General features: G+C 51.2%; 19 protein-coding genes. 12 read left to right on the top strand and 7 right to left on the bottom strand.

Annotated features, from left to right (window positions below; genetic code table 11):
• Nucleotides 1-42 precede the first annotated feature (42 nt).
• From mnmA to purB, 3 genes are read left to right on the top strand one after another with little or no spacing between them, the layout of a single operon-like run.
• Nucleotides 43-1,149 carry a tRNA 2-thiouridine(34) synthase MnmA gene (gene mnmA / locus HVX64_RS10340; protein WP_044254911.1) on the top strand — a complete coding sequence of 369 codons (1,107 nt, stop codon included), beginning with the start codon at nt 43-45 and terminating at the stop codon, nt 1,147-1,149.
• A 36-nt stretch (nt 1,150-1,185) separates the two neighbouring features.
• A complete protein-coding gene (hflD, locus tag HVX64_RS10335) occupies nt 1,186-1,827 on the top strand; it encodes a high frequency lysogenization protein HflD (protein WP_042320078.1) in 642 nt (213 codons plus the stop codon).
• A 3-nt stretch (nt 1,828-1,830) separates the two neighbouring features.
• Nucleotides 1,831-3,201, top strand: coding sequence for an adenylosuccinate lyase (gene purB / locus HVX64_RS10330; protein WP_043000947.1), 1,371 nt, complete (start codon nt 1,831-1,833; stop codon nt 3,199-3,201).
• Nucleotides 3,202-3,501: 300 nt separating this feature from the next.
• Here the strand turns inward: purB and HVX64_RS10325 are convergent, their stop codons facing one another.
• Nucleotides 3,502-4,812 carry an AppA family phytase/histidine-type acid phosphatase gene (locus HVX64_RS10325; protein ID WP_181825400.1) on the bottom strand — a complete coding sequence of 437 codons (1,311 nt, stop codon included), beginning with the start codon at nt 4,810-4,812 and terminating at the stop codon, nt 3,502-3,504.
• Nucleotides 4,813-5,421: 609 nt separating this feature from the next.
• Here HVX64_RS10325 and iraM point away from each other — a divergent pair.
• From iraM to roxA, 5 genes are all read left to right on the top strand, one after another.
• Nucleotides 5,422-5,751 carry an anti-adapter protein IraM gene (gene iraM / locus HVX64_RS10320; protein WP_072011097.1) on the top strand — a complete coding sequence of 110 codons (330 nt, stop codon included), beginning with the start codon at nt 5,422-5,424 and terminating at the stop codon, nt 5,749-5,751.
• A 620-nt stretch (nt 5,752-6,371) separates the two neighbouring features.
• Entirely contained in the window at nt 6,372-7,295 is a 924-nt protein-coding gene (locus tag HVX64_RS10315) for a lipid A-modifier LpxR family protein (protein WP_225738973.1), read from the top strand.
• A 1,060-nt stretch (nt 7,296-8,355) separates the two neighbouring features.
• Nucleotides 8,356-9,027, top strand: a complete 672-nt coding sequence (gene phoP / locus HVX64_RS10310; RefSeq protein ID WP_043000951.1) for a two-component system response regulator PhoP — start codon at nt 8,356-8,358, stop codon at nt 9,025-9,027.
• Complete coding sequence (gene phoQ / locus HVX64_RS10305) at nt 9,027-10,490, top strand: two-component system sensor histidine kinase PhoQ (RefSeq protein ID WP_044254917.1); 1,464 nt, start codon at nt 9,027-9,029, stop codon at nt 10,488-10,490. Before phoP ends, phoQ begins: the two co-directional genes overlap by 1 nt.
• Nucleotides 10,491-10,586: 96 nt before the next feature.
• Entirely contained in the window at nt 10,587-11,708 is a 1,122-nt protein-coding gene (gene roxA / locus HVX64_RS10300) for a [50S ribosomal protein L16]-arginine 3-hydroxylase (RefSeq protein ID WP_181825399.1), read from the top strand.
• Nucleotides 11,709-11,811: 103 nt separating this feature from the next.
• Here the strand turns inward: roxA and pepT are convergent, their stop codons facing one another.
• Nucleotides 11,812-13,038, bottom strand: a complete 1,227-nt coding sequence (gene pepT / locus HVX64_RS10295; RefSeq protein WP_043000954.1) for a peptidase T — start codon at nt 13,036-13,038, stop codon at nt 11,812-11,814.
• Between the two features lie 372 nt (nt 13,039-13,410).
• Between pepT and potA the strand changes: the two genes are divergently transcribed.
• From potA to potD, 4 genes are read left to right on the top strand one after another with little or no spacing between them, the layout of a single operon-like run.
• Nucleotides 13,411-14,547 carry a spermidine/putrescine ABC transporter ATP-binding protein PotA gene (gene potA, locus HVX64_RS10290; RefSeq protein ID WP_043000955.1) on the top strand — a complete coding sequence of 379 codons (1,137 nt, stop codon included), beginning with the start codon at nt 13,411-13,413 and terminating at the stop codon, nt 14,545-14,547.
• Nucleotides 14,531-15,388: a spermidine/putrescine ABC transporter permease PotB gene (potB, locus tag HVX64_RS10285; protein WP_043000956.1), complete on the top strand. Its 858-nt coding sequence runs from the start codon at nt 14,531-14,533 to the stop codon at nt 15,386-15,388. The genes potA and potB overlap by 17 nt, the downstream gene beginning before the upstream one ends.
• Complete coding sequence (gene potC / locus HVX64_RS10280) at nt 15,385-16,176, top strand: spermidine/putrescine ABC transporter permease PotC (RefSeq protein ID WP_043000957.1); 792 nt, start codon at nt 15,385-15,387, stop codon at nt 16,174-16,176. Before potB ends, potC begins: the two co-directional genes overlap by 4 nt.
• Nucleotides 16,173-17,219 (top strand): spermidine/putrescine ABC transporter substrate-binding protein PotD, encoded by a 1,047-nt coding sequence (gene potD, locus HVX64_RS10275; RefSeq protein WP_044254924.1) that lies wholly within the window; start codon nt 16,173-16,175, stop codon nt 17,217-17,219. The genes potC and potD overlap by 4 nt, the downstream gene beginning before the upstream one ends.
• 36 nt (nt 17,220-17,255) lie before the next feature.
• On the opposite strand, the gene cobB is transcribed toward potD, so the two are convergent.
• From cobB to lolC, 5 genes are all read right to left on the bottom strand, one after another.
• Nucleotides 17,256-18,077, bottom strand: a complete 822-nt coding sequence (cobB, locus tag HVX64_RS10270; RefSeq protein ID WP_043000959.1) for a Sir2 family NAD+-dependent deacetylase — start codon at nt 18,075-18,077, stop codon at nt 17,256-17,258.
• 15 nt (nt 18,078-18,092) lie between these two features.
• A complete protein-coding gene (nagK, locus tag HVX64_RS10265) occupies nt 18,093-19,004 on the bottom strand; it encodes an N-acetylglucosamine kinase (protein WP_043000960.1) in 912 nt (303 codons plus the stop codon).
• Nucleotides 19,005-19,093: 89 nt separating this feature from the next.
• Nucleotides 19,094-20,338, bottom strand: a complete 1,245-nt coding sequence (gene lolE, locus HVX64_RS10260) for a lipoprotein-releasing ABC transporter permease subunit LolE (protein ID WP_043000961.1) — start codon at nt 20,336-20,338, stop codon at nt 19,094-19,096.
• Nucleotides 20,338-21,039 carry a lipoprotein-releasing ABC transporter ATP-binding protein LolD gene (lolD, locus tag HVX64_RS10255; RefSeq protein WP_043000962.1) on the bottom strand — a complete coding sequence of 234 codons (702 nt, stop codon included), beginning with the start codon at nt 21,037-21,039 and terminating at the stop codon, nt 20,338-20,340. Before lolD ends, lolE begins: the two co-directional genes overlap by 1 nt.
• On the bottom strand, nt 21,032-22,231 hold the full coding sequence (gene lolC, locus HVX64_RS10250) for a lipoprotein-releasing ABC transporter permease subunit LolC (RefSeq protein WP_044254927.1): 1,200 nt from the start codon (nt 22,229-22,231) through the stop codon (nt 21,032-21,034). Before lolC ends, lolD begins: the two co-directional genes overlap by 8 nt.
• Nucleotides 22,232-22,280: the final 49 nt, after the last annotated feature.

The following is a 22,280-nucleotide window of genomic DNA, read 5'->3' as shown; positions in this document are numbered from 1 at the left end:
ATAGAATACGCCGCCTTGAAGTTCAATGTCGTGAGTATTCCAATGTCAGAAAGCCCAAAAAAAGTGATCGTCGGCATGTCCGGCGGTGTCGATTCCTCCGTTTCCGCCTGGCTGTTGCAACAACAGGGTTATCAGGTAGAAGGCCTGTTCATGAAGAACTGGGAAGAGGACGACGGTGAGGAATATTGCACAGCGGCCGCCGATCTGGCTGACGCTCAGGCCGTTTGCGACAAGCTCGGCATTGAACTGCATACCGTAAACTTTGCCGCAGAATACTGGGATAACGTCTTTGAGCTCTTTCTTGAAGAGTACAAAGCTGGCCGTACGCCGAATCCGGATATTCTGTGCAATAAAGAGATCAAATTTAAAGCCTTCCTGGAGTTCGCTGCAGAAGATCTGGGCGCTGATTATATCGCTACCGGGCATTATGTCCGCCGGGCAGATGTCGACGGCAAAAGTCGCCTGCTTCGCGGCTTAGATAGCAATAAAGATCAGAGCTACTTCCTCTACACGCTGGGCCATGAGCAGATCGCACAAAGTCTGTTCCCGGTCGGCGAACTGGAAAAACCGCAGGTGCGCAAAATTGCCGAAGACCTGGGACTGGTTACCGCGAAGAAAAAAGATTCTACCGGCATTTGCTTTATCGGCGAACGTAAGTTCCGCGAATTTCTGGGCCGTTATCTGCCAGCGCAGCCGGGTAAAATCATTACCGTGGACGGCGAAGAGATTGGTCAGCATCAGGGGCTGATGTACCACACGCTAGGTCAGCGTAAAGGTCTTGGCATCGGTGGCACCAAAGAAGGCACGGAAGATCCGTGGTATGTGGTGGATAAAGACGTTGAGAACAACATTCTGGTGGTCGCTCAGGGTCATGAGCATCCGCGTCTGATGTCCGTCGGCCTGATTGCGCAGCAACTACACTGGGTTGATCGCCTGCCGTTCACCGGCACAATGCGTTGCACAGTGAAAACCCGCTACCGCCAGACTGATATTCCGTGCACCGTCAAAGCGCTGGACGCCGAACGCGTAGAAGTGATGTTTGACGAGCCGGTTGCCGCCGTCACGCCGGGCCAGTCAGCGGTCTTCTATAACGGCGAAGTGTGCCTCGGCGGCGGTATTATCGAGCAGCGACTGCCCCTGCCGGTATAATTATTCTTAACAGACTGATACAAGGAAGCAGTGACCGTGGCAAAGAATTATTATGACATCACCCTCGCACTGGCTGGGATCTGCCAGTCTGCACGCCTGGTGCAACAACTGGCGCACCAGGGACATTGTGATGCCGATGCGCTCCACGTCTCACTGAACAGCGTTATCGATATGAACCCCAGCTCAACGCTGGGCGTGTTCGGCGGCAGCGAGGCGAATCTGCGTCTCGGCCTGGAAACCCTGCTCGGCGTACTGAATGCCAGCAGCCGTCAGGGGCTGAACGCGGAATTGACCCGCTACACGCTAAGTCTGATGGTACTCGAGCGTAAACTCACCGCCGCCAAAGGTGCTCTGGATACACTGGGCGAGCGGATCAACGGCCTGCAACGCCAGCTCGATCACTTTGATCTGCAATCCGAAACGCTGATGAGCGCGATGGCCGGAATTTATGTCGATGTCATCAGCCCGCTCGGTCCGCGCATTCAGGTGACCGGTTCCCCTGCTGTATTGCAGAGCCCGCAGGTACAGGCCAAGGTTCGCGCCTCGCTTCTGGCCGGCATTCGCGCTGCCGTGCTCTGGCACCAGGTTGGCGGTGGACGTCTGCAGCTCATGTTTTCTCGTAATCGCCTGACCACTCAGGCAAAACAAATTCTTGCTCATTTAACCCCGGAGTTGTGACCTATGGAATTATCCTCACTGACCGCCGTTTCCCCTGTCGATGGACGCTACGGCGATAAAGTCAGCGCGCTGCGCGGGATTTTCAGCGAATACGGTTTGCTGAAATACCGCGTACAGGTAGAAGTACGCTGGCTGCAAAAACTGGCCGCGCACGCAGCGATCAAGGAAGTTCCTGCTTTTGCTGCCGACGCAATCGGTTTCCTCGACGCTATCGTCGCGAACTTCAATGAAGAAGATGCCGCGCGTATTAAAACTATCGAGCGCACCACCAACCACGACGTCAAGGCGGTTGAGTATTTTCTGAAAGAAAAAGTGGCGAATGTGCCGGAACTGCATGCAGTATCCGAATTCATTCACTTTGCATGCACCTCGGAAGACATCAATAACCTGTCTCACGCGCTGATGCTGAAAACCGCCCGCGATGAAGTGGTGCTGCCTTACTGGCGTCAACTGATCGACGCGGTCAAAGATCTGTCCGTACAGTATCGCGACATTCCCCTGCTCTCCCGTACCCACGGCCAACCGGCTACGCCGTCAACGCTGGGTAAAGAGATGGCCAACGTCGCTTATCGTATGGAGCGTCAGTTCCGCCAGCTTAATCAGGTGGAAATTCTCGGTAAAATCAACGGTGCCGTCGGCAACTATAACGCCCACATCGCCGCTTACCCGGAAGTAGACTGGCATCAGTTCAGCGAAGAGTTCGTCACCTCGCTGGGTATCCAGTGGAACCCGTACACCACACAGATCGAGCCGCACGACTACATTGCCGAACTGTTTGACTGCATCGCCCGCTTTAACACCATTTTGATCGATTTCGATCGTGACGTCTGGGGCTACATCGCGCTGAACCACTTCAAACAGAAAACCATTGCCGGTGAGATTGGTTCTTCCACCATGCCGCACAAAGTGAACCCAATCGACTTCGAAAACTCCGAGGGCAACCTGGGTCTGTCTAATGCGGTATTGCAACATCTGGCGAGCAAACTGCCGGTTTCCCGCTGGCAGCGCGATCTGACGGACTCCACCGTTCTGCGTAACCTGGGTGTGGGTATCGGCTATGCGCTGATCGCCTACCAGTCCACGTTGAAAGGGGTGAGCAAGCTGGAAGTGAACCGCGACCATCTGCTGGACGAACTGGATCATAACTGGGAAGTACTGGCAGAACCGATCCAGACCGTGATGCGTCGTTACGGTATTGAAAAGCCGTACGAAAAGCTGAAAGAGTTAACCCGTGGAAAACGTGTCGACGCGGAAGGCATGAAGCAATTCATCGACAGCCTGCCGCTGCCGGATGACGAGAAAACCCGCCTGAAAGCCATGACTCCGGCCAATTATATTGGTCGAGCCATCACCATGGTGGATGAGCTGAAATAATCACTTGCCCGGTGACACGACGTCACCGGGCCAACTTTCGCGCATGGCTCGCGCCGCCCCCGGCACGTCCCTTCCCCGGTTTACGAAATATTGATCCCCACAACACCATCATCAGCACAAACTACGCAGACAAAAAACAGTATCAAAACAAAACATTATATTAATACCGAGACATTAGAGAAGGATTTGCTCCCAAATCCTGCCCCAAAATGCGCACCTGAAATTCCCAAAACTTCGCTTTTAAACGTTCACCTGTTTGCCACTACCGTTCTTAATCTCCCTATTCTCTACGAATTATATTTAACGGGTTACATCAGCCATCACTGCACATTGTGGAATACGTGCTGTCTGCACAATGTCAATAAAATGCTTTAATGGACACATACCCTCAGGATTTTTATCCTGACAAGAGGGCAACGTAAGCACAATCTTGTTTGGGAGAGACGAAGATGAAAAAGGTATAAACTCACGCATTTGTTGAAGAGTCTGATAAACAAACGAAATTTGAATCCAGTCAGTGTTATCACTCACTCGCGTCCATCTTTCGAAAACCAGCTCCCCGCCAGGAGGTGTATTATCTGGCTGCCCAGGTAGAGACCAGTTAAGATCAAATACCCCACTGAGATTTGCAAGATTGGTATCATGACCAGCAATAAACAATAATGAGACGGGTAATTTAATTCCGTAATGATTTTCTGTTGACCCATCACTCACTAATGCTTCGCTGATCAAATCGAGTAATGGTGTTGCTCTGCTGCGGGCAACTTCGGGAGTTCTTTGCAAAAGGTCAAACTGAGCATTATGCAGACTTAATAATGCTGTCCATTCTTTCTCCCCGTGAATTCGTCCCCACGCAACCTCTGGCATTCCCTGCGCCTCTTGCAATAGAAATATTTCCGTCAGCATGGAAGAAAGACTCCACGCGCCAGATAATGCAACGTTATCCGCAGAAACCCTGAGTTCTGAAGGTAAGGTTCCTGGTAGCGTACAACCAGACTGGCTGGTTGATCGGCATGCTGCTGACCGAGAGAAATTGAGAACCTGTTCCAGAGTACGGAATGCAGAGTCATAACGCTGAGTGTACCGTTCAATGTTTCCTTCGGCACGTGTCAGAATCGCTTCCTGAGTTTTTTGTACATTAAAAGCGCACACCCCCATTTTTACTGGATTAAAAAGAGGATCTTTTTTATCGTGATCTTTTTGATAATGAACCTTATTTATACATCCCGGCGCAAATCCAGCCAGAAATGCCTCACCGGTTTTACGAGTGCGCTGATCGGTATCGGCAATAACTGCCACCTGTTCTGGTGACGGACATACGTTACTTTCCAGAACGCCGTTATCGATTAATACTTTTTGTTGATATCGTCCCATTTCGGTGACGAGCTCACCACCCCGAGCCGTCAACCAGCCCAGGGGAACATCCCATTGCGGCCAATGGTAAGGTGTGATTTCCTGCATCAATGGGGTGAACTTTGTTGGTGCTCTTACACCGTGGCGACTTACTATCACAACTCGTTCAAGCTTCATGTCATCTGGCACTTCCGCCTGTAATGGGAAAGAACCAAACATGAATATAAACATTATTAATCGAAAAAGTAGCGTATTCATTGCCAGCCAACCTTATAGTTAATGAACCATAAATAGTTAACATAGGGATTACTGTATAATCATCTTATCACATAAACATTCATCCCACGCCACTATTCCAATGAACCTCATCGCATAAGAAAGAGAGACCACTACCAGGCCGACGCCGTTATTTTTCACTACGCGAAAGCCTTCTTCCATTAGCGCCCACGAGAGACATAACCACGACTTAACGTGATAACTGGCCTTCCAGGTGCAACATAATTTGTACTAGTCATAAGAATCGACCTTCAACATACAGGCTGTATCACCATCTCTAAAGAAAAGGATAAGGCATGTCACTATGCACAATGACAAATAGGGGTATCACAGATTAAATAATTCCCTCTCACCCTGAAAAAATCTATGTTTATAATTTGACCACTAATTTTATAAAGACTTATAAAAAAGAAAAACAAATATTAAAAAAGTGAAACAAAAAGATACAATGAAAGATCGTTATAATAATAAAATCAATAACTCACGAACAAAAACACAATCAAAAAAATGATCTTTTTCAATGAGTTATCAAAAAGCAACTACACTTTTCATTTATGAAAAATTGTCATTATTAATGTTAAGGTCTCTAATATGGAATGGTTAGTTGTTGACACTATTGTCTGTTCTTCGAGTGGAATTTCATTTTCAATCCTCTGGTGTAAAATAAAACTTATTATTTGGTATGAATCTGATGTTTTCCTTCCTCCAGGTTCCAGTGTCTCGCAAACTGACTCAGGGATTTACATTGACGGGAAATTTTTTCCATTGACAATTTATAACGTCACTCCCTTTAACAAGACCTTCTGGAAAATAATCGAGTGCAGCAATGAATGTCCTGGAAGGAAAAGCATTAAAGGAGCCCAATGTACAAGTGCTCTACACTGCAGAATAGCCATTTGTCCGTACGGATTGATAAAATAGTGTGTTCTCATATCCATGTTACACTCTATCATCACGCAAAAAAGAAACAAAATGATAATAATATGAAAAGATCAGCATAATTAGCCTATGACACATTGAATAAACCTTCGTTATTTATTACAGTGTTCTTGCGAAATTCAGATGTGTTTAATATTCTTCCCAATGGTTTACCGCATAGCAATATGCGGTTTTTTTTGCATAAAAAAGCATAACCAAAATGAACATATTCATTGCAGTAGAGTCGATGACATGCATCATATCCCGCGCTTCAGGACAGGAATAACACTCATTTATCTTTCTGCTTTACAGAAAAAAGAAAGAAATACACTACCCGTAAAAACGCACAACTCCATCAAGAACATCCCATATATGCAATAAATACGGAAGAGTTTTTCAAAAGTGCATGACTGTTCATATCCATCCCTCCTGAAAAAACTTTTACCACACATAAGCCATATAAAGCGATAAAAAAATAACACATTAACCACATTTTATTGCAGAAAGGAAGGTGTTTATTTTATGTTAATTTATGAAAGAAGTAATACCTGGCCGATTAAAAAAGGGAAATTCTCAGGAGGCTGCTTATGAATAAGTCATTAACCCGCATTGCGTTATTCACAATGTTTTTCATGACACCTGTTGTTCAGGCTGATAGCATCGCATTATCATTGTCAAATGATGACGCAGGTATCTTTCAGCCTGCGCTTAACAAAATTTATAGTCATAAAGATGAAGCTCGCGATGATTATACACAAGGTCTCTTCCTGGGTTATAGCCATGATGTTACAGACTCAAGCCAGTTATCGTTTCATATCGCACAAGATATTTACTCACCATCAGGAGACAACAAGCGGTTACCGACAGCAATAACCGGAGACAGAGCTTTTAGTGCCTTTCTGTACACGGGTGTTGAATGGAATTCTGTAGCAAATAGCTGGTTTCGCTATCGCCTGGGGACAGACGTCGGCGTGATTGGACCAGATGCTGGCGGTCAACAAGTCCAGAATAAAGCTCATCAAATGATTAATGCTGAAAAATATCAAGCATGGGATGATCAAATCGAAAATCGCTATGGGTATACGGTTAAAGGAATGCTATCGCTGACTCCTGATGTGGATATCCTGGGAACGAATGTTGGTATTTATCCAGAAATATCCGCGGTAAGCGGAAATCTTTTTGAATATGTAGGATACGGTGCAACGCTTGCCATAGGCAATGACAAAATCCTGAACTCAGATAACGGGTATGGTCTGCTTGCGACTCGTGGGTTAATGCATACATCAAAAAATGATGGTTTAATATACAAGATATTTGCCGGGATGGAACGTCGGGAAGTTGACCGTAACTATACATTACAAGGAAAAACGCTTCAGACCCGAAATGAAACCGTCTCCCTTAATCATACCGTTGATGAATATCGCATCGGAGCCACTTTAGGTTATTCTCCGGTCGCTTTCACCTTATCTTTTAATCGTGTATCACCGGAGTTTAAAACTGGAAAAGATTATTCATTTGTCAATGGTTCTGTGACCTTCCTCTTTTAATCATCCGCCAAAACATAACGATAAGTATCTGCGGGGCTGTCGCTGATAAGTGGCAGTCCGCACACTTTTATATGCTTTCCGCCCTCACCGCGACCTATAATCCATGGAGATACAGGTGAGGTTTCCCGATAAGTTTCACTCCCTCAGTTATCTGTGAGAAAGATTAAGTGACCGCGAATACTATAACCTGACCGTACATTTCCCCGGACAGTCCTGTCCATCATGCCTGTCCGTCTGCATGGCAATATAGGGTAACCCTGCAATGCCAGAATTCATCAAAAAAGGTCGCTCCCCTTCAACAGTAAATAAACAAATGGCAGTTTTATCGTAAATGCTGAAGCTTGCGAACAGAAGTCAGTTTATATTACATGCACCTTATGAGGGGGTATCGAGGCTCCAGCTCGTTAAAGCAGATCCCGATCCACTTTTACTTCATGAGTATCAGGCGCTGATCTTGGCACTTCCCCACAAACTTGCCTTCATCATTATAGTGGCAACACACACGGGGATAAGACCAGGGGAAATATGTGCGCTGGCCTGGGAGGATGTAGACCTGAAAAAGGTGAGATCCATGTATCCAGAGACCAGACGAATAAACATTTGTGTGTTCCGCCCATAACGGTTGCTGGCATAAGAACGTCGCGTTGTCTTTATCCCCGGATCGGGTTCATATACTAAAGAAGGTTTCTTTCCCAAATACTCGATTTCCTGTGGCGGGAAACGTGGTACTAAACTTTCAGGTATCAGGCAGAGAAATGCCTGTCAGTCACGGCTTACTTATGCTGGCTGGATGCAGATAGCCGTAGCGAATCCTTCATTCATTGCCCGCTCGATGGGGCATGAAGATGCACGCATGGTCTACGAGGTTTATTCTACGTGGATTGGTGACATGACCCAGGACCAGGTCAGCCTGCGGAATAATCAAATGCCAACAGCATTGCTCCAGGGATTATCCCAAGGGCGGGGCCTGATAAAAAAGTCATTTAATTTCATTGTGCTGGTTTCAACTTACATAATCAGCGTTAAACTATTCATACCGTAAATAGAGTGAGAAAAGATGATGCGTGTACTGGTTGTTGAGGATAATGCGTTATTACGTCATCACCTGAAAGTTCAGCTTCAGGATGCCGGACATCAGGTTGACGACGCCGAAGATGCCAAAGAGGCCGATTATTACCTTAACGAACACTTGCCTGACATCGCTATCGTCGATTTGGGTCTTCCGGATGAAGATGGACTTTCACTGATCCGCCGCTGGCGGAGCAATGACGTTTCTCTCCCGGTTCTCGTCCTGACCGCCCGTGAAAGCTGGCAGGACAAAGTGGAAGTGCTGAGCGCAGGTGCAGATGACTACGTCACCAAGCCGTTTCATATTGAGGAAGTCGCCGCGCGGATGCAGGCGCTGATGCGCCGTAACAGCGGCCACGCTTCGCAGATTATCTCTATTCCGCCTTTTCAGGTTGATCTCTCGCGCCGCGAACTCTCGGTCAATGATGAAGTGATCAAACTGACCGCGTTTGAGTACACCATCATGGAAACGCTGATCCGCAATAATGGCAAAGTGGTCAGCAAAGACTCGCTGATGTTGCAGCTGTATCCGGACGCCGAACTACGTGAAAGCCACACTATCGACGTGCTGATGGGCCGTCTGCGTAAAAAAATACAGGCGCAGTATCCGGATGAAGTCATTACCACTGTGCGGGGTCAGGGATATCTTTTTGAATTGCGCTGATGAATAAACTGTTGCGTCATCTTTTTCCGTTGTCACTGCGCCTGCGTTTTCTGCTGGCCACCGCAGGCGTAGTGCTGGTGCTTTCTCTGGCCTATGGCATGGTTGCGCTGGTCGGCTACAGCGTGAGTTTCGATAAGACCACGTTTCGTCTGCTGCGCGGCGAAAGTAATCTCTTTTATACGCTTGCAAAATGGGAAGGTAATAAGATCCACGTCGAACTTCCCGAGCACCTCGACATGCAGAGTCCCACGATGTCGTTGATCTATGATGAGAACGGCAAACTGCTGTGGGCCCAGCGTAACGTCCCCTGGCTGGTCAGACTGATTCAGCCCGACTGGCTGAAAAGCAATGGTTTTCATGAAATAGAAGCCGACATCGGCGCCAGCAGCTCGCTGCTCAATGACGATCACTCCGTTCAGGAACGATTGAAAGAGGTTCGGGAAGATGACGACGACGCCGAAATGACCCACTCGGTGGCGGTTAACGTCTACCCGGCTACCGCGCGCATGCCGCAACTGACGATTGTGGTAGTAGACACCATTCCGATTGAGCTTAAACGCTCGTATATGGTCTGGAGCTGGTTTATTTATGTGCTGGCTGCCAACCTGTTGCTGGTCATTCCCCTGCTCTGGGTGGCGGCCTGGTGGAGTTTGCGCCCCATTGAGGCACTGGCTCGTGAGGTGCGCGAACTGGAAGAACACCACCGCGAACAGCTTAACCCTGCAACGACGCGGGAATTGACCAGCCTGGTGCGTAACCTGAACCGCCTGTTGAAAAGCGAGCGCGAACGTTATGACAAATACCGCACCACGCTGACCGATCTCACCCACAGCCTGAAGACGCCGCTCGCCGTGCTGCAAAGTACGTTGCGTTCGATGCGTAGCGATAAGATGAGCGTCAGCGAGGCAGAACCGGTAATGCTCGAACAGATCAGCCGGATTTCACAGCAAATCGGCTACTATCTGCATCGCGCCAGTATGCGCGGCGGGGGTGTCCTGCTGAGCCGCGAGCTGCATCCGGTCGCACCGCTACTGGATAATCTCACCTCGGCGCTGAACAAAGTGTATCAGCGTAAAGGCGTGAACATTAGCCTCGATATCTCACCGGAAATCAGCTTTGTCGGCGAGCAGAACGATTTTGTCGAGGTGATGGGCAACGTGCTGGATAACGCCTGCAAGTACTGTCTCGAGTTTGTTGAGATTTCTGCCCGCCAGACCGACGATCATCTGTACATCGTGGTGGAAGATGACGGTCCAGGGATCCCACTCAGCAAGCGCGATCTGGTCTTTGACCGCGGTCAACGCGTGGATACGATGCGTCCGGGGCAAGGGGTCGGGTTGGCCGTGGCGCGAGAAATTACCGAGCAATACGATGGCAAAATCGTTGCCAGCGACAGCCTGCTCGGCGGTGCACGTATGGAAGTCATTTTTGGACATCAACAGCCGGGGCCGAAAGACGACTAAACCAAAATGTAATAAATATGAGCCAACTGCACGCATCTGGTTAAGCATCCGTTATAATCGGTGACAGATACCCGCCCCAGCCTGTGGAAGCTCAATATGGAATACCAATTAACACTCAACTGGCCCGAATTTCTTGAACGTCACTGGCAAAAGCGCCCAGTGGTGTTAAAACGCGGCTTTAATAACTTCATCGATCCCCTCTCCCCTGACGAACTGGCAGGGCTGGCGATGGAAAGTGAAGTCGATAGCCGCCTGGTAAGCCATCAGGATGGCAAATGGCAGGTAAGCCATGGTCCGTTCGAAAGCTATGACCATCTCGGCGAGAATAACTGGTCGTTACTGGTGCAGGCGGTGAACCACTGGCATGAGCCAACCGCCGCGCTGATGCGCCCCTTCCGCGCCCTGCCTGACTGGCGTATCGACGATCTGATGATCTCATTCTCGGTCCCTGGCGGCGGCGTAGGTCCCCATCTCGATCAGTATGATGTGTTTATCATTCAGGGAACCGGTCGTCGTCGCTGGCGCGTGGGTGAGAAGTTGCAGATGAAGCAGCACTGCCCGCATCCGGACCTGCTGCAGGTCGATCCTTTTGAAGCCATCATCGATGAAGAACTGGAGCCGGGCGATATTCTCTACATTCCGCCAGGATTCCCGCATGAAGGCTATGCGCTGGAAAACGCGATGAACTATTCCGTCGGTTTCCGCGCGCCAAACACCCGTGAACTGATCAGCGGGTTTGCCGACTACGTCCTGCAACGTGAGCTGGGCAGTACTTATTACAGCGACCCGGAGATGCCGTCACGTGAGCATCCTGCTGACGTCCTGCCGCAAGAGATGGACAAACTGCGCACTATGATGCTGGATCTGATTAATCAGCCGGAGCATTTCAAACAGTGGTTTGGCGAGTTTATCTCCCAGTCGCGTCATGAACTGGATATTGCGCCGCCGGAGCCGCCGTATCAACCTGATGAAATCTACGATGCCCTGAAACAAGGCGATGTGCTGGTGCGTCTGGGGGGGTTACGGGTACTGCGTGTGGGTGATGACGTTTATGCCAACGGCGAGAGAATTGATTCTCCGCACCGTCCGGCGCTGGAAGCCCTTGCCAGCCATATCGTGCTGACTGCAGAGAACTTTGGTGACGCACTGGAAGATCCATCGTTCCTCGCGATGCTGGCAGCCCTGGTCAACAGCGGGTACTGGTTCTTCGAAGGATAACATTGAAACGATGCCGGATGGCGGCGCTAACGCGTCTTATCCGGCCTACGGTTCAGATGTCCTGTAGGCCAGATAAGCGTCGCGTCAACTGGCATCAACCACGCTACGACCGCTTCGCCGTTAATTCGGCAATCCGCACAATCACCTGCACCGCTTTTTCCATCCCTTCCAGCGTCACAAACTCATGCTTGCCATGATAGTTGTAGCCGCCGGTGAACAGATTCGGGCACGGTAATCCCATGAAAGAGAGCTGTGCGCCGTCGGTACCGCCGCGAATCGGCTTCATATCTGGTTGAATATCGCAGTCACGCATCGCCTGCTGTGCGATATCCAGAACATGCGGATGCTCAACCACTTTTTCGCGCATATTGTAATAACTGTCTTCAATCACCAGTTCAATATAGCAGTCCGGATGCAGCCCCTTTCCGACCTTCCTGGCAATCTCCATCATCTTACGCTTGCGCGCTTCAAACTGTTTGCGGTCGAAGTCGCGAATGATGTAGTGCATATCGGCGCGATCCACGGTGCCTTTCATGCTCGCCAGATGGTAGAAGCCCTCATATCCTTCGGTCATTTCCGGGCTTTCATCCGCAGGAACCTCGGCGTGAATACGCGCCGCCAGCGATAATGCGTTGACCATCACGCCTTTTGCCGTCCCCGGATGCACGTTATTGCCGACGATTTTGATATTCACCGAAGCGGCATTGAAGTTCTCAAACTCAAGTTCACCCACGCCGCCGCCGTCGACGGTATAGGCCCATTTGGCGTCAAAGGCTGCTACATCAAAGTGTTTCGCCCCTTTGCCCACCTCTTCGTCCGGTGTAAAAGCGACGCGAATATCGCCATGCGGAATATTTTTATGCTTCAGTACCGCCAGCGCGGTCATGATTTCCGCCACACCCGCTTTGTCGTCCGCCCCCAGCAGCGTTTTGCCGTCGGTGGTGATCAGCGTTTGACCAAGCAACTGATGCAGCACCGGGAACATCACCGGCGACAACACTTCATCACCAATGCCCAGCGCGATATCACCGCCGCGATAGTTCTCCACGATCTGCGGATTTACGTGCTTACCGCTGAAATCCGGTGAGGTATCCACATGGGAAATGAAGCCAATAGCAGGGATATCGCCAGGGACATTCGCCGGCAACGTTGCCATCAGCGTCCCTTTGTCACTTAACGTCACATTGACCAGCTCCATCTCTTCGAGCTGCTGTTTGAGCAAATTTAATAACTTCCACTGTCCCTCGGTACTGGGAACCTGTCTCACACCCGCTTTCGATTGGGTATCCAATGAAACGTAGTGTAAAAAACGCTCAAGTAGTTTATCCATGCAGTCACCCTCACTATTTGTGACAACATTATCAGTAAGCCACAAAAGACAAATATTGCGTCAGGTCACTTTTATCCCCGCAAACGAGAATATTTCGCTTCCGGACCCCTTTATTCAGGAAATATATACACAAAAGCGTACAGGATGCATCGCGGCGGCAAGCGATTGAATCCCCCAGGCGCGAACAAACCGTACGTGACTGGGGTATGTGAGTGCAGCCTACAAACAGGCAGTCTGAAGGATGAAGTGTAGAGTAATTAGCAACAAACATTGGCGATGACAACGGTTTGCCGTAGAATTACGGCCCTCATTAAGAGTCACCAAGGTGGTCAACCACAAACCCCGCTTCGGTCAGCCATCCGTTGCGTCTACATGGGACAGAGTAAAAAATTGAATAAACAACCGCGTTCGCTTTCACCGCTGGTTCTTTTGTCAGGTATCAGCAAAAGCTTCGATGGAAAAGAGGTCATTTCTGAACTGGATTTGACAATCAATAATGGCGAGTTCCTCACGCTGCTTGGCCCTTCTGGCTGCGGTAAAACAACCGTTTTGCGCCTGATTGCCGGTCTGGAAACCGTAGATTCCGGGCACATCATGCTCGATAACGAGGATATCACTCACGTACCGGCAGAAAACCGTTATGTGAATACCGTCTTTCAAAGCTATGCGCTATTCCCCCACATGACTGTTTTTGAAAATGTGGCCTTCGGTTTGCGTATGCAGAAAACCCCTGCGGCCGACATCACGCCACGCGTACTGGAAGCCCTGCGGATGGTGCAACTGGAAGAGTTTGCGCAGCGTAAACCACATCAACTTTCCGGCGGCCAACAGCAGCGCGTAGCGATTGCCCGTGCTGTGGTCAATAAACCCCGCCTGTTGCTGCTGGATGAATCCCTCTCCGCGCTGGACTATAAGCTGCGAAAGCAGATGCAGAACGAACTGAAAGCCTTGCAGCGTAAGCTCGGCATCACGTTCGTGTTCGTGACGCACGATCAGGAAGAAGCCCTGACCATGTCCGATCGCATCGTCGTGATGCGCGATGGGCGCATCGAACAGGACGGCACGCCGCGTGAAATTTACGAAGAGCCGAAAAACCTGTTCGTCGCCGGATTCATTGGCGAAATCAATATGTTTAACGCCACGGTGATCGAGCGTCTGGACGAACAGCGCGTTCGTGCTAACGTCGAAGGCCGTGAATGCAATATCTACGTCAACTTCGCCGTTGAGCCAGGACAGAAACTGCACGTTCTGTTACGCCCGGAAGATTTGCGCGTGGATGAAATCAACGATGACAACCACATTGACGGCCTGATCGGCTATGTCCGTGAACGTAACTATAAAGGTATGACGCTGGAGTCGGTGGTTGAACTGGAAAATGGCAAGATGGTGATGGTCAGCGAATTCTTCAACGAAGATGACCCGGACTTTGACCACTCTCTCGACCAGAAAATGGCCATTAACTGGGTAGAAAGCTGGGAGGTCGTACTGGCTGATGAAGAACACAAGTAAATTCCAGAATGTGGTGATTGTCACTATCGTCGGTTGGCTTGTGTTGTTTGTCTTTCTGCCCAACCTGATGATCATTGGCACCAGCTTTTTGACCCGCGACGATGCCAGCTTCGTCAAAATGGTCTTTACGCTGGACAACTACGCGCGCCTGCTCGATCCGCTCTATTTTGAAGTGCTGTTGCACTCGTTGAATATGGCGCTGATCGCCACCCTCGCCTGCCTCGTGCTCGGCTATCCATTTGCCTGGTTTCTGGCGCGACTGCCAGAGAAAGTCCGCCCACTGCTGCTGTTTCTGCTGATTGTTCCCTTCTGGACCAACTCGCTGATCCGCATCTACGGGCTGAAAATTTTCCTTAGCACCAAGGGCTATCTGAACGAGTTTCTGCTTTGGCTCGGGGTGATCGATACGCCGATGCGCATTATGTTTACCCCGAGCGCAGTCATTATTGGTCTTGTGTATATCCTGCTGCCGTTTATGGTGATGCCACTGTATTCCAGCATTGAGAAACTCGACAGACCGTTGCTGGAAGCGGCAAAAGATCTGGGTGCCAGTAAATTGCAGACCTTTATTCGGATCATCATTCCGCTGACCATGCCAGGGATTATTGCGGGCTGCCTGCTGGTAATGCTGCCCGCGATGGGACTGTTCTACGTCTCCGATCTGATGGGCGGCGCGAAAAACCTGCTGATCGGTAACGTGATTAAAGTTCAGTTCCTCAATATCCGCGACTGGCCGTTTGGTGCCGCAACCAGCATTACCCTGACGATTGTGATGGGCCTGATGCTGCTGGTTTACTGGCGCGCCTCCCGATTGCTGAACAAAAAGGGAGAACTCGAATGATCGGTCGTCTGCTTCGCGGCGGTTTTATGACCGCTATCTACGCGTACCTGTATATTCCGATCATTATTTTGATTGTGAACTCCTTTAACAGCTCGCGCTTTGGCATTAACTGGCAGGGCTTTACCACCAAATGGTATAGCCTGCTGATGAACAACGATAGCCTGCTGCAGGCGGCGCAACATTCGCTGACGATGGCGATTTTTTCCGCAACGTTCGCCACCGCTATCGGGTCGTTAACGGCCGTGGCGCTGTATCGATACCGTTTTCGCGGCAAGCCGTTCGTCAGCGGGATGCTGTTTGTGGTCATGATGTCGCCGGATATCGTGATGGCGATTTCACTGCTGGTGCTGTTTATGCTGCTGGGCATTCAGTTGGGCTTCTGGTCACTACTGTTCTCACATATCACCTTTTGCCTGCCTTTCGTGGTTGTGACGGTCTATTCGCGGCTGAAGGGGTTTGACGTGCGGATGCTGGAAGCAGCAAAAGATCTGGGTGCCAGCGAAATGACTATCCTGCGTAAAATCATTCTGCCATTAGCGATGCCAGCAGTCGCCGCTGGCTGGTTGTTGAGCTTTACCCTGTCGATGGACGATGTGGTGGTTTCGTCGTTCGTCACCGGGCCGGGTTATGAAATTCTACCGTTGAAGATCTACTCAATGGTGAAAGTCGGCGTTTCACCGGAGGTGAATGCGCTGGCGACCATTCTGTTGGTGTTATCGCTGGTTCTGGTGATCGCCAGCCAACTTATTGCTCGTGATAAAACTAAAGTTCAGGGGACGTTAAAATGAAAAAATGGTCACGCCACCTGCTCGCGGCAGGCGCTCTCGTCATGGGAATCAGCGCTGCGCACGCGGACGACAGTAAAACACTCTATTTCTACAACTGGACCGAGTATGTTCCGCCAGGACTGCTGGAACAGTTCACTAAAGAGACCGGCATCAAGGTTATTTACTCGACCTACGAGTCGAATGAAACCATGTACGCCAAGCTCAAAACGTACAAAGACGGCGCATATGACCTGGTCGTGCCATCGACTTACTATGTCGATAAAATGCGTAAAGAAGGCATGATTCAGAAGATTGATAAGTCGAAGCTATCCAACTTTAACAATCTCGATCCCGAGATGCTGAACAAGCCGTTCGATCCCAACAACGACTACTCCATTCCGTACATCTGGGGCGCGACGGCCATTGGCGTGAACAGCGACAGCATCGACCCGAAAACCGTCACCCGTTGGGCTGACCTGTGGAAACCGGAATACAAAGGCAGTCTGCTGCTGACCGACGATGCGCGCGAAGTGTTCCAGATGGCGCTGCGTAAACTGGGCTATTCCGGCAACACTACCGATCCTAAAGAGATTGAAGCAGCCTATAACGAGCTGAAAAAGCTGATGCCTAACGTTGCCGCGTTTAACTCTGACAACCCGGCGAATCCATATATGGAAGGCGAAGTGAATCTGGGGATGGTGTGGAACGGCTCTGCCTTCGTCGCCCGTCAGGCCGGTACGCCGCTGGAAGTAGTCTGGCCGAAAGAAGGCGGGATCTTCTGGATGGACAGCCTTTCAATCCCGGCAAACGCCAAAAACAAAGAAGGCGCGCTGAAGTTGATCAACTTCCTGCTGCGCCCGGACGTGGCGAAGGAAGTGGCGGAAACCATCGGCTATCCGACGCCAAACCTGGCGGCACGTAAGCTGTTAAGCCCGGAAATCGCCAACGATAAATCACTCTATCCGGATGCAGAAACCATCAGCAAAGGCGAATGGCAGAACGATGTAGGCTCCGCCAGCACGATCTACGAAGAGTATTATCAGAAGCTAAAAGCAGGACGCTAATCCAGCAAAAAGGCCCGGAAAATCCGGGCCTTTTTATTACAAACCTTTCAATAACTTCTCTACAAACTCAGGTACAACCTGGCTTGCCGGACCGTAATATTTCTCTTCAAACTCACTGCCGACCTGGCTTGGTTCCAGATTCAGCTCAACCGTATGCGCGCCATGCAGCTTCGCTTCGTGGACAAAACCAGCCGCCGGATAAACGTGTCCGGAGGTGCCGATGGCGATAAAAACATCCGCCATGGCCAGCGCCATATAGATTTCATCCATCCCGAGCGGCATCTCACCAAACCACACCACGTGCGGACGCAGCGGCGCAGGAAACTGGCAGCAGTGACATTTATCTTCCGGCGTCACATCGCCCGTCCACTCCAGAATTTGTCCGCTCTGCGAGCAGTGCACTTTCAACAGCTCGCCATGCATATGGATGATGTTCTGGTTACCCGCCCGCTCATGCAAGTTATCGATATTCTGTGTCACCAGCAAAAAGCGGTCGCCCAATGCCTCTTCCAGCTTTGCCAGCGCGATGTGCGCCGGATTAGGCTGGATTTCAGGCTGCTGCAATTGCCGACGGCGGGCATTATAGAATGACTGCACCAGCGCGGGATTACGGGCAAAGCCTTCCGGCGTCGCCACATCTTCAACCCGGTGTTCTTCCCACAGTCCATCAGCGGCGCGGAAGGTACGAATACCAGACTCCGCGGAGATCCCTGCCCCTGTAAGCACCAAAACTCTTGGTTTTTCCATCACTTCCGGTACCACTCTGTCTCTGAAAAAGATCCGTTGACGAAGGCGTTCGCGCAGATGGCGTTTGTTTTTCCGAAATCGACTTAACCGATGACCCCGACGCGACAGCATAGCAACCTCTTTTGATTAATCGGTAAGATGTAAGAAGGCAGCACCACGCATCCCACCGGCATCACCATGTCGTGCTCGCTCAATGCGGGGCACTCGTGCCACGGGAAGCAGATGACGCGGTAGTCTGTCCGCCAGATCGGTGGTAATGGCGGTAAAATTCGACAATCCGCCGCCGATGACGACCAAATCCGGATCGACAATAGTCAGGATATTTCCCAGACACACCGCCAGCAAATCCAGATAACGCTCAACATGCGCCCGCGCCTGTTCATCGCCTTGCTCCCACAGTGAAATGATTTCAGGCGCCTGTAACGGTTGATGATAATAATGCTGATACAACCAGGCAAATCCTCGCCCGGACAGATAATTTTCAATACAGCCGAGTTGACCGCAGCCACAGCGGCGCAACGGGAAATCGAGACCCATCAGGGTGAGCGCATCGACCGGCAGACGCATATGACCAAACTCGCCGGTAATGTAACTGCGCCCCGTAATCGGTTTTCCGTTGAGGATTAAACCGCCGCCCACCCCGGTGCCCAGAATCAAGCCCATCACCAGCGGATAGCGGGTGAATTCATCATCCCAGGCTTCAGACAGGGCAAAACAGTTTGCATCGTTGTCGAGACGAACGTCGCGATCAAGGCGCGCGCTAAGATCGGCGCGCAGGGGTTTGCCACTGGCAGCAGGGACATTCGCGGCGTACAGCGTGCCATCTTCGGTTTCCGGCATTCCGGGGATGCCAATGCCCACCGAACCTTTCACGCCAAAACGCTGATCGGCTTCCGCCACCAGCCCGCAAACAGCCTCTAAAAAAGCGTCATAGCTGTCGCGCGGCGTGGGAACACGCTTTTCCCACCGTAATTTCCGCTCGTTGTCAAAGACGCCTAGCGCAATTTTTGTCCCACCAATATCAAACCCGTAATACATTGCCGCTCCTTGTTTTATACACTTCATCCTTCAGGCGGCCGCTGTTCTGGTCACAGGGAGGTTGTTGTGTATCTCTCACGCAATTATGGTTACTGGCCGCTAAGTACTCTTGCAGGATCGATGTTACTGGCGCGCCGCGCCGGATACCAACTCGCCAACAAACTCAGCAACAGTGCGGTGACCAGCACATAAATCACATCCAGCCAGTGCAATTCGGATGGCAGGAAGTCGATAAAATAGATATCCCCGGAAAGGAACTGATGGCCGATCAGCGTTTCAATGCCGTTAATGATTGGCGTCAGCTGTAGCGAAACCACCACACCAATGACCACGCCGATCAGGCTGCCGAACAGTCCTGCCAGCAAACCGTACCAGACAAAAATGGCGCGGATCAGGCCATCTTTCGCCCCCAGCGTTCTTAATACCGCAATATCGCCACTCTTGTCTTTTACCGCCATCACTAATGTTGAGACAATGTTAAAACAGGCGACACCGATCACCAGCACCATCGCCAGATACATAATGGCGCGAATCATCTGGATATCGCGGTACATATAGCCATAGGTGCCAATCCAGCTCTTGATGTAAACATAGCTGTTGGTCACTTCACCAGCATCACGCACCAGTTTGTTGGCGTTGAAAACGTCGTTGACCTTCAGCGCAATGCCGGAAACCGTGTTGTTCATCTCCAGATACTGCTGGGCATCGGCCATCGGGATCATCGCGAAGCTGTGATCCAGTTGACCGCTTAACTGCAAAATGCCAGCAACGTGTAGCCGCACGCGTTTCGGCTGCATCAGCTTATGATCGGCATTTGAATTGGGGATCATGATGGAGACCCAGTCCCCCTGCTTCACCTTCAGCGCGTCTGCGACGCCCTTACCGATAATGATTTGTTGTTCACCAGCTTTAAAATCAGCCCAGGCGTTATTCTGCACAAACGAGGGCAACGCGCTCAAACGCTGTTCCTGCTGCGGATCCACGCCTTTTACCTGAATAGCGCGCAAATTCGCCCCGCTCTCCACCAGTCCGGTAAAGTTGATGTACGGCGCTGCGGCGGTAATACCCGGCACCTTCTGTACCTTCTCCAGCGCGTCGCGCCAGTTGGTCCACGGTTGATTAACCGCTTCAATCTCGCCGTGCGGCACCACGGCCAGAATGCGGTTGTTCAGCTCACGCTCAAAGCCGTTCATCGCGCTCAGGCCGACGATCAGAACCGCCACCCCCAGCGCGATACCGATAGTCGAGATCACCGAAATCAGCGATACCATACCGCTGCGCCGCCGTCCCCGGCTAAAGCGCAGACCGATTAATAACGATAAAGGCGAGGCCATTACTCCGCCCCCATCAGGCTCAGTTCTGCCGTCAGGCGTCCGTCACGCATTTCCAGTTGGCGACTCATGCGCTTCGCCAGCTGCAGATCGTGAGTGACGACCAGAAACGCGGTGCCCTGCGAGCGGTTCAATTCGCCCAGAAGCTGGAAGATGCTGTCGGCGTTGCGCGCATCCAGATTACCGGTTGGTTCATCCGCCAGCACCAGTCGCGGGTTGTTGACCAGCGCGCGGGCAATCGCCACACGCTGACGCTCACCGCCAGACAGTTCAGACGGACGATGGCTGGCACGATGATCCAGCCCTACCGCTTTCAGCATTTCACGCGCCCGTGCGTTAATTTCAGCCGGTTTGTGTTTGCCAATCAGCAGCGGCATCGCCACGTTTTCCAGCGCGGTGAAATCCGGCAGCAGGTGGTGGAACTGATAAATAAAGCCGAGCTTCTGATTACGCAGCTCCGCTTTCGCCGCCGACGACAGTTTACTCATCGGCTGACCGCTAAAAATGACATCGCCGGAGGTCGGGGTATCCAGCCCGCCCAGCAGGTGCAACAACGTACTTTTGCCGGAGCCGGAGCTGCCGACAATCGCCATCATTTCGCCTTCGCCCACGCTGAAGCTGACATCGTGCAACACGTCGGTTTGCACGGAACCTTCCTGATAGCGTTTGCACAATTTGTCGCATTGCAACAGGATCTTATTCATAACGTAAAGCCTCAGCGGGTTGAGTAGCGGCAGCGCGCCAGGAAGGATAAAGCGTGGAAAGCAACGCGATGGCCATTGCCACCAGCGCAATGATGATGACCTGCAGCGGCTCGATCGCCACCGGCAGCGCCGCACCATCCAGCAGGATACCGATCACCGGCATCAGGGTATTGAGCTGACTGGCCAACAGCGCACCCAGCGCGGCACCCAGCAGCGCGCCAATAATCCCGGCGCTGGCCCCCTGTACCATAAAGACCATCATGATCTGTCGCGGCGTCAGCCCCTGCGTTTGCAAAATAGCTACTTCTCCCTGCTTCTCCATCACCATCAGACCCAACGAGGTAATAATATTGAACGCGGCAACCGCTACGATCAGGCTCAACAGCAGCCCCATCATGTTCTTTTCCATCCGCACGGCCTGGAACAGCTCGCCTTTACGCTCGCGCCAGTCCTGCCATTTCGTCCCTTCCGGCAACGTCTGCTGACTGAGCGAGTCCACCTTCAGCGGCTCATTCAGCCATAAACGCCAACCGGTGATATTCCCGGCCGGGTAGCGCATGATGCGCGAGGCGTCCTGAATATTGGTCAACATCTGGTAACCATCGACTTCACTGTTCGCTGCAAAGGTGCCGATCACGGTAAACAGACGCTGGCTTGGCAGACGGCCCATCGGCGTGAACTGACTGGCAGACGGCACCATCACGCGGATCTGATCGCCACGATTAACCCCCAACTGGCCTGCGAGTTGCTCACCGAGGATGACATTATACTTACCTGGCTGCAGATCGGTTTGCTTCACATTGACCAGATACGGCGTAAGCGGATCTTTTTGTGCCGGGTCGATACCCAACATCACCCCGACCGCCACGCTGCGCGCGCTTTGCAGCACGACATCGCCGGTTGTCAGCGGCGCAATACGATTGACACCGTTCAGTTTTACAGCGCTTTCCGGCAGTTGCTGTGGATTCAGAGAGCCTTGTTCCGCAGAAAGGATGGCCTGGGGCATCAACCCCAGGATGTTATTTTGCAGTTCACGTTCAAAACCGTTCATCACTGACAAAACCGTGACCAGCGCCATCACCCCAAGGGTAATGCCGATGGTGGAAAGCCAGGAGACAAAGCGACCGAAGCGATCTGCTGCACGCCCGCGCATGTAACGCAGGCCGATGAATAGAGCGACAGGTTGGTACATGAAATCCGTCTGGTTGCTGTTAGCAAAGTCACGAGTATATAAGCGAAAG

This window comes from Citrobacter sp. RHB20-C16 (assembly GCF_013890155.1).
GTDB lineage: Bacteria > Pseudomonadota > Gammaproteobacteria > Enterobacterales > Enterobacteriaceae > Citrobacter_A > Citrobacter_A amalonaticus.
The sequence above is the reverse complement of the archived record's forward strand: the minus strand, read 5'-3'. Positions and strand labels throughout refer to the sequence as shown.

What these genes read in the sequence shown, in the direction of transcription:
- lolD (WP_043000962.1), bottom strand. Translation starts at nt 21,039, where the DNA reads ATGAATAAGATCCTGTTGCAATGCGACAAATTGTGCAAACGCTATCAG.
- nagK (WP_043000960.1), bottom strand. Translation starts at nt 19,004, where the DNA reads ATGTATTACGGGTTTGATATTGGTGGGACAAAAATTGCGCTAGGCGTC.
- lolC (WP_044254927.1), bottom strand. Translation starts at nt 22,231, where the DNA reads ATGTACCAACCTGTCGCTCTATTCATCGGCCTGCGTTACATGCGCGGG.
- potD (WP_044254924.1), top strand. Translation starts at nt 16,173, where the DNA reads ATGAAAAAATGGTCACGCCACCTGCTCGCGGCAGGCGCTCTCGTCATG.
- phoP (WP_043000951.1), top strand. Translation starts at nt 8,356, where the DNA reads ATGCGTGTACTGGTTGTTGAGGATAATGCGTTATTACGTCATCACCTG.
- iraM (WP_072011097.1), top strand. Translation starts at nt 5,422, where the DNA reads ATGGAATGGTTAGTTGTTGACACTATTGTCTGTTCTTCGAGTGGAATT.
- HVX64_RS10315 (WP_225738973.1), top strand. Translation starts at nt 6,372, where the DNA reads ATGTTTTTCATGACACCTGTTGTTCAGGCTGATAGCATCGCATTATCA.
- roxA (WP_181825399.1), top strand. Translation starts at nt 10,587, where the DNA reads ATGGAATACCAATTAACACTCAACTGGCCCGAATTTCTTGAACGTCAC.
- mnmA (WP_044254911.1), top strand. Translation starts at nt 43, where the DNA reads ATGTCAGAAAGCCCAAAAAAAGTGATCGTCGGCATGTCCGGCGGTGTC.
- pepT (WP_043000954.1), bottom strand. Translation starts at nt 13,038, where the DNA reads ATGGATAAACTACTTGAGCGTTTTTTACACTACGTTTCATTGGATACC.
- cobB (WP_043000959.1), bottom strand. Translation starts at nt 18,077, where the DNA reads ATGCTGTCGCGTCGGGGTCATCGGTTAAGTCGATTTCGGAAAAACAAA.
- lolE (WP_043000961.1), bottom strand. Translation starts at nt 20,338, where the DNA reads ATGGCCTCGCCTTTATCGTTATTAATCGGTCTGCGCTTTAGCCGGGGA.
- potB (WP_043000956.1), top strand. Translation starts at nt 14,531, where the DNA reads ATGAAGAACACAAGTAAATTCCAGAATGTGGTGATTGTCACTATCGTC.
- phoQ (WP_044254917.1), top strand. Translation starts at nt 9,027, where the DNA reads ATGAATAAACTGTTGCGTCATCTTTTTCCGTTGTCACTGCGCCTGCGT.
- potC (WP_043000957.1), top strand. Translation starts at nt 15,385, where the DNA reads ATGATCGGTCGTCTGCTTCGCGGCGGTTTTATGACCGCTATCTACGCG.
- purB (WP_043000947.1), top strand. Translation starts at nt 1,831, where the DNA reads ATGGAATTATCCTCACTGACCGCCGTTTCCCCTGTCGATGGACGCTAC.
- HVX64_RS10325 (WP_181825400.1), bottom strand. Translation starts at nt 4,812, where the DNA reads ATGAATACGCTACTTTTTCGATTAATAATGTTTATATTCATGTTTGGT.
- potA (WP_043000955.1), top strand. Translation starts at nt 13,411, where the DNA reads ATGGGACAGAGTAAAAAATTGAATAAACAACCGCGTTCGCTTTCACCG.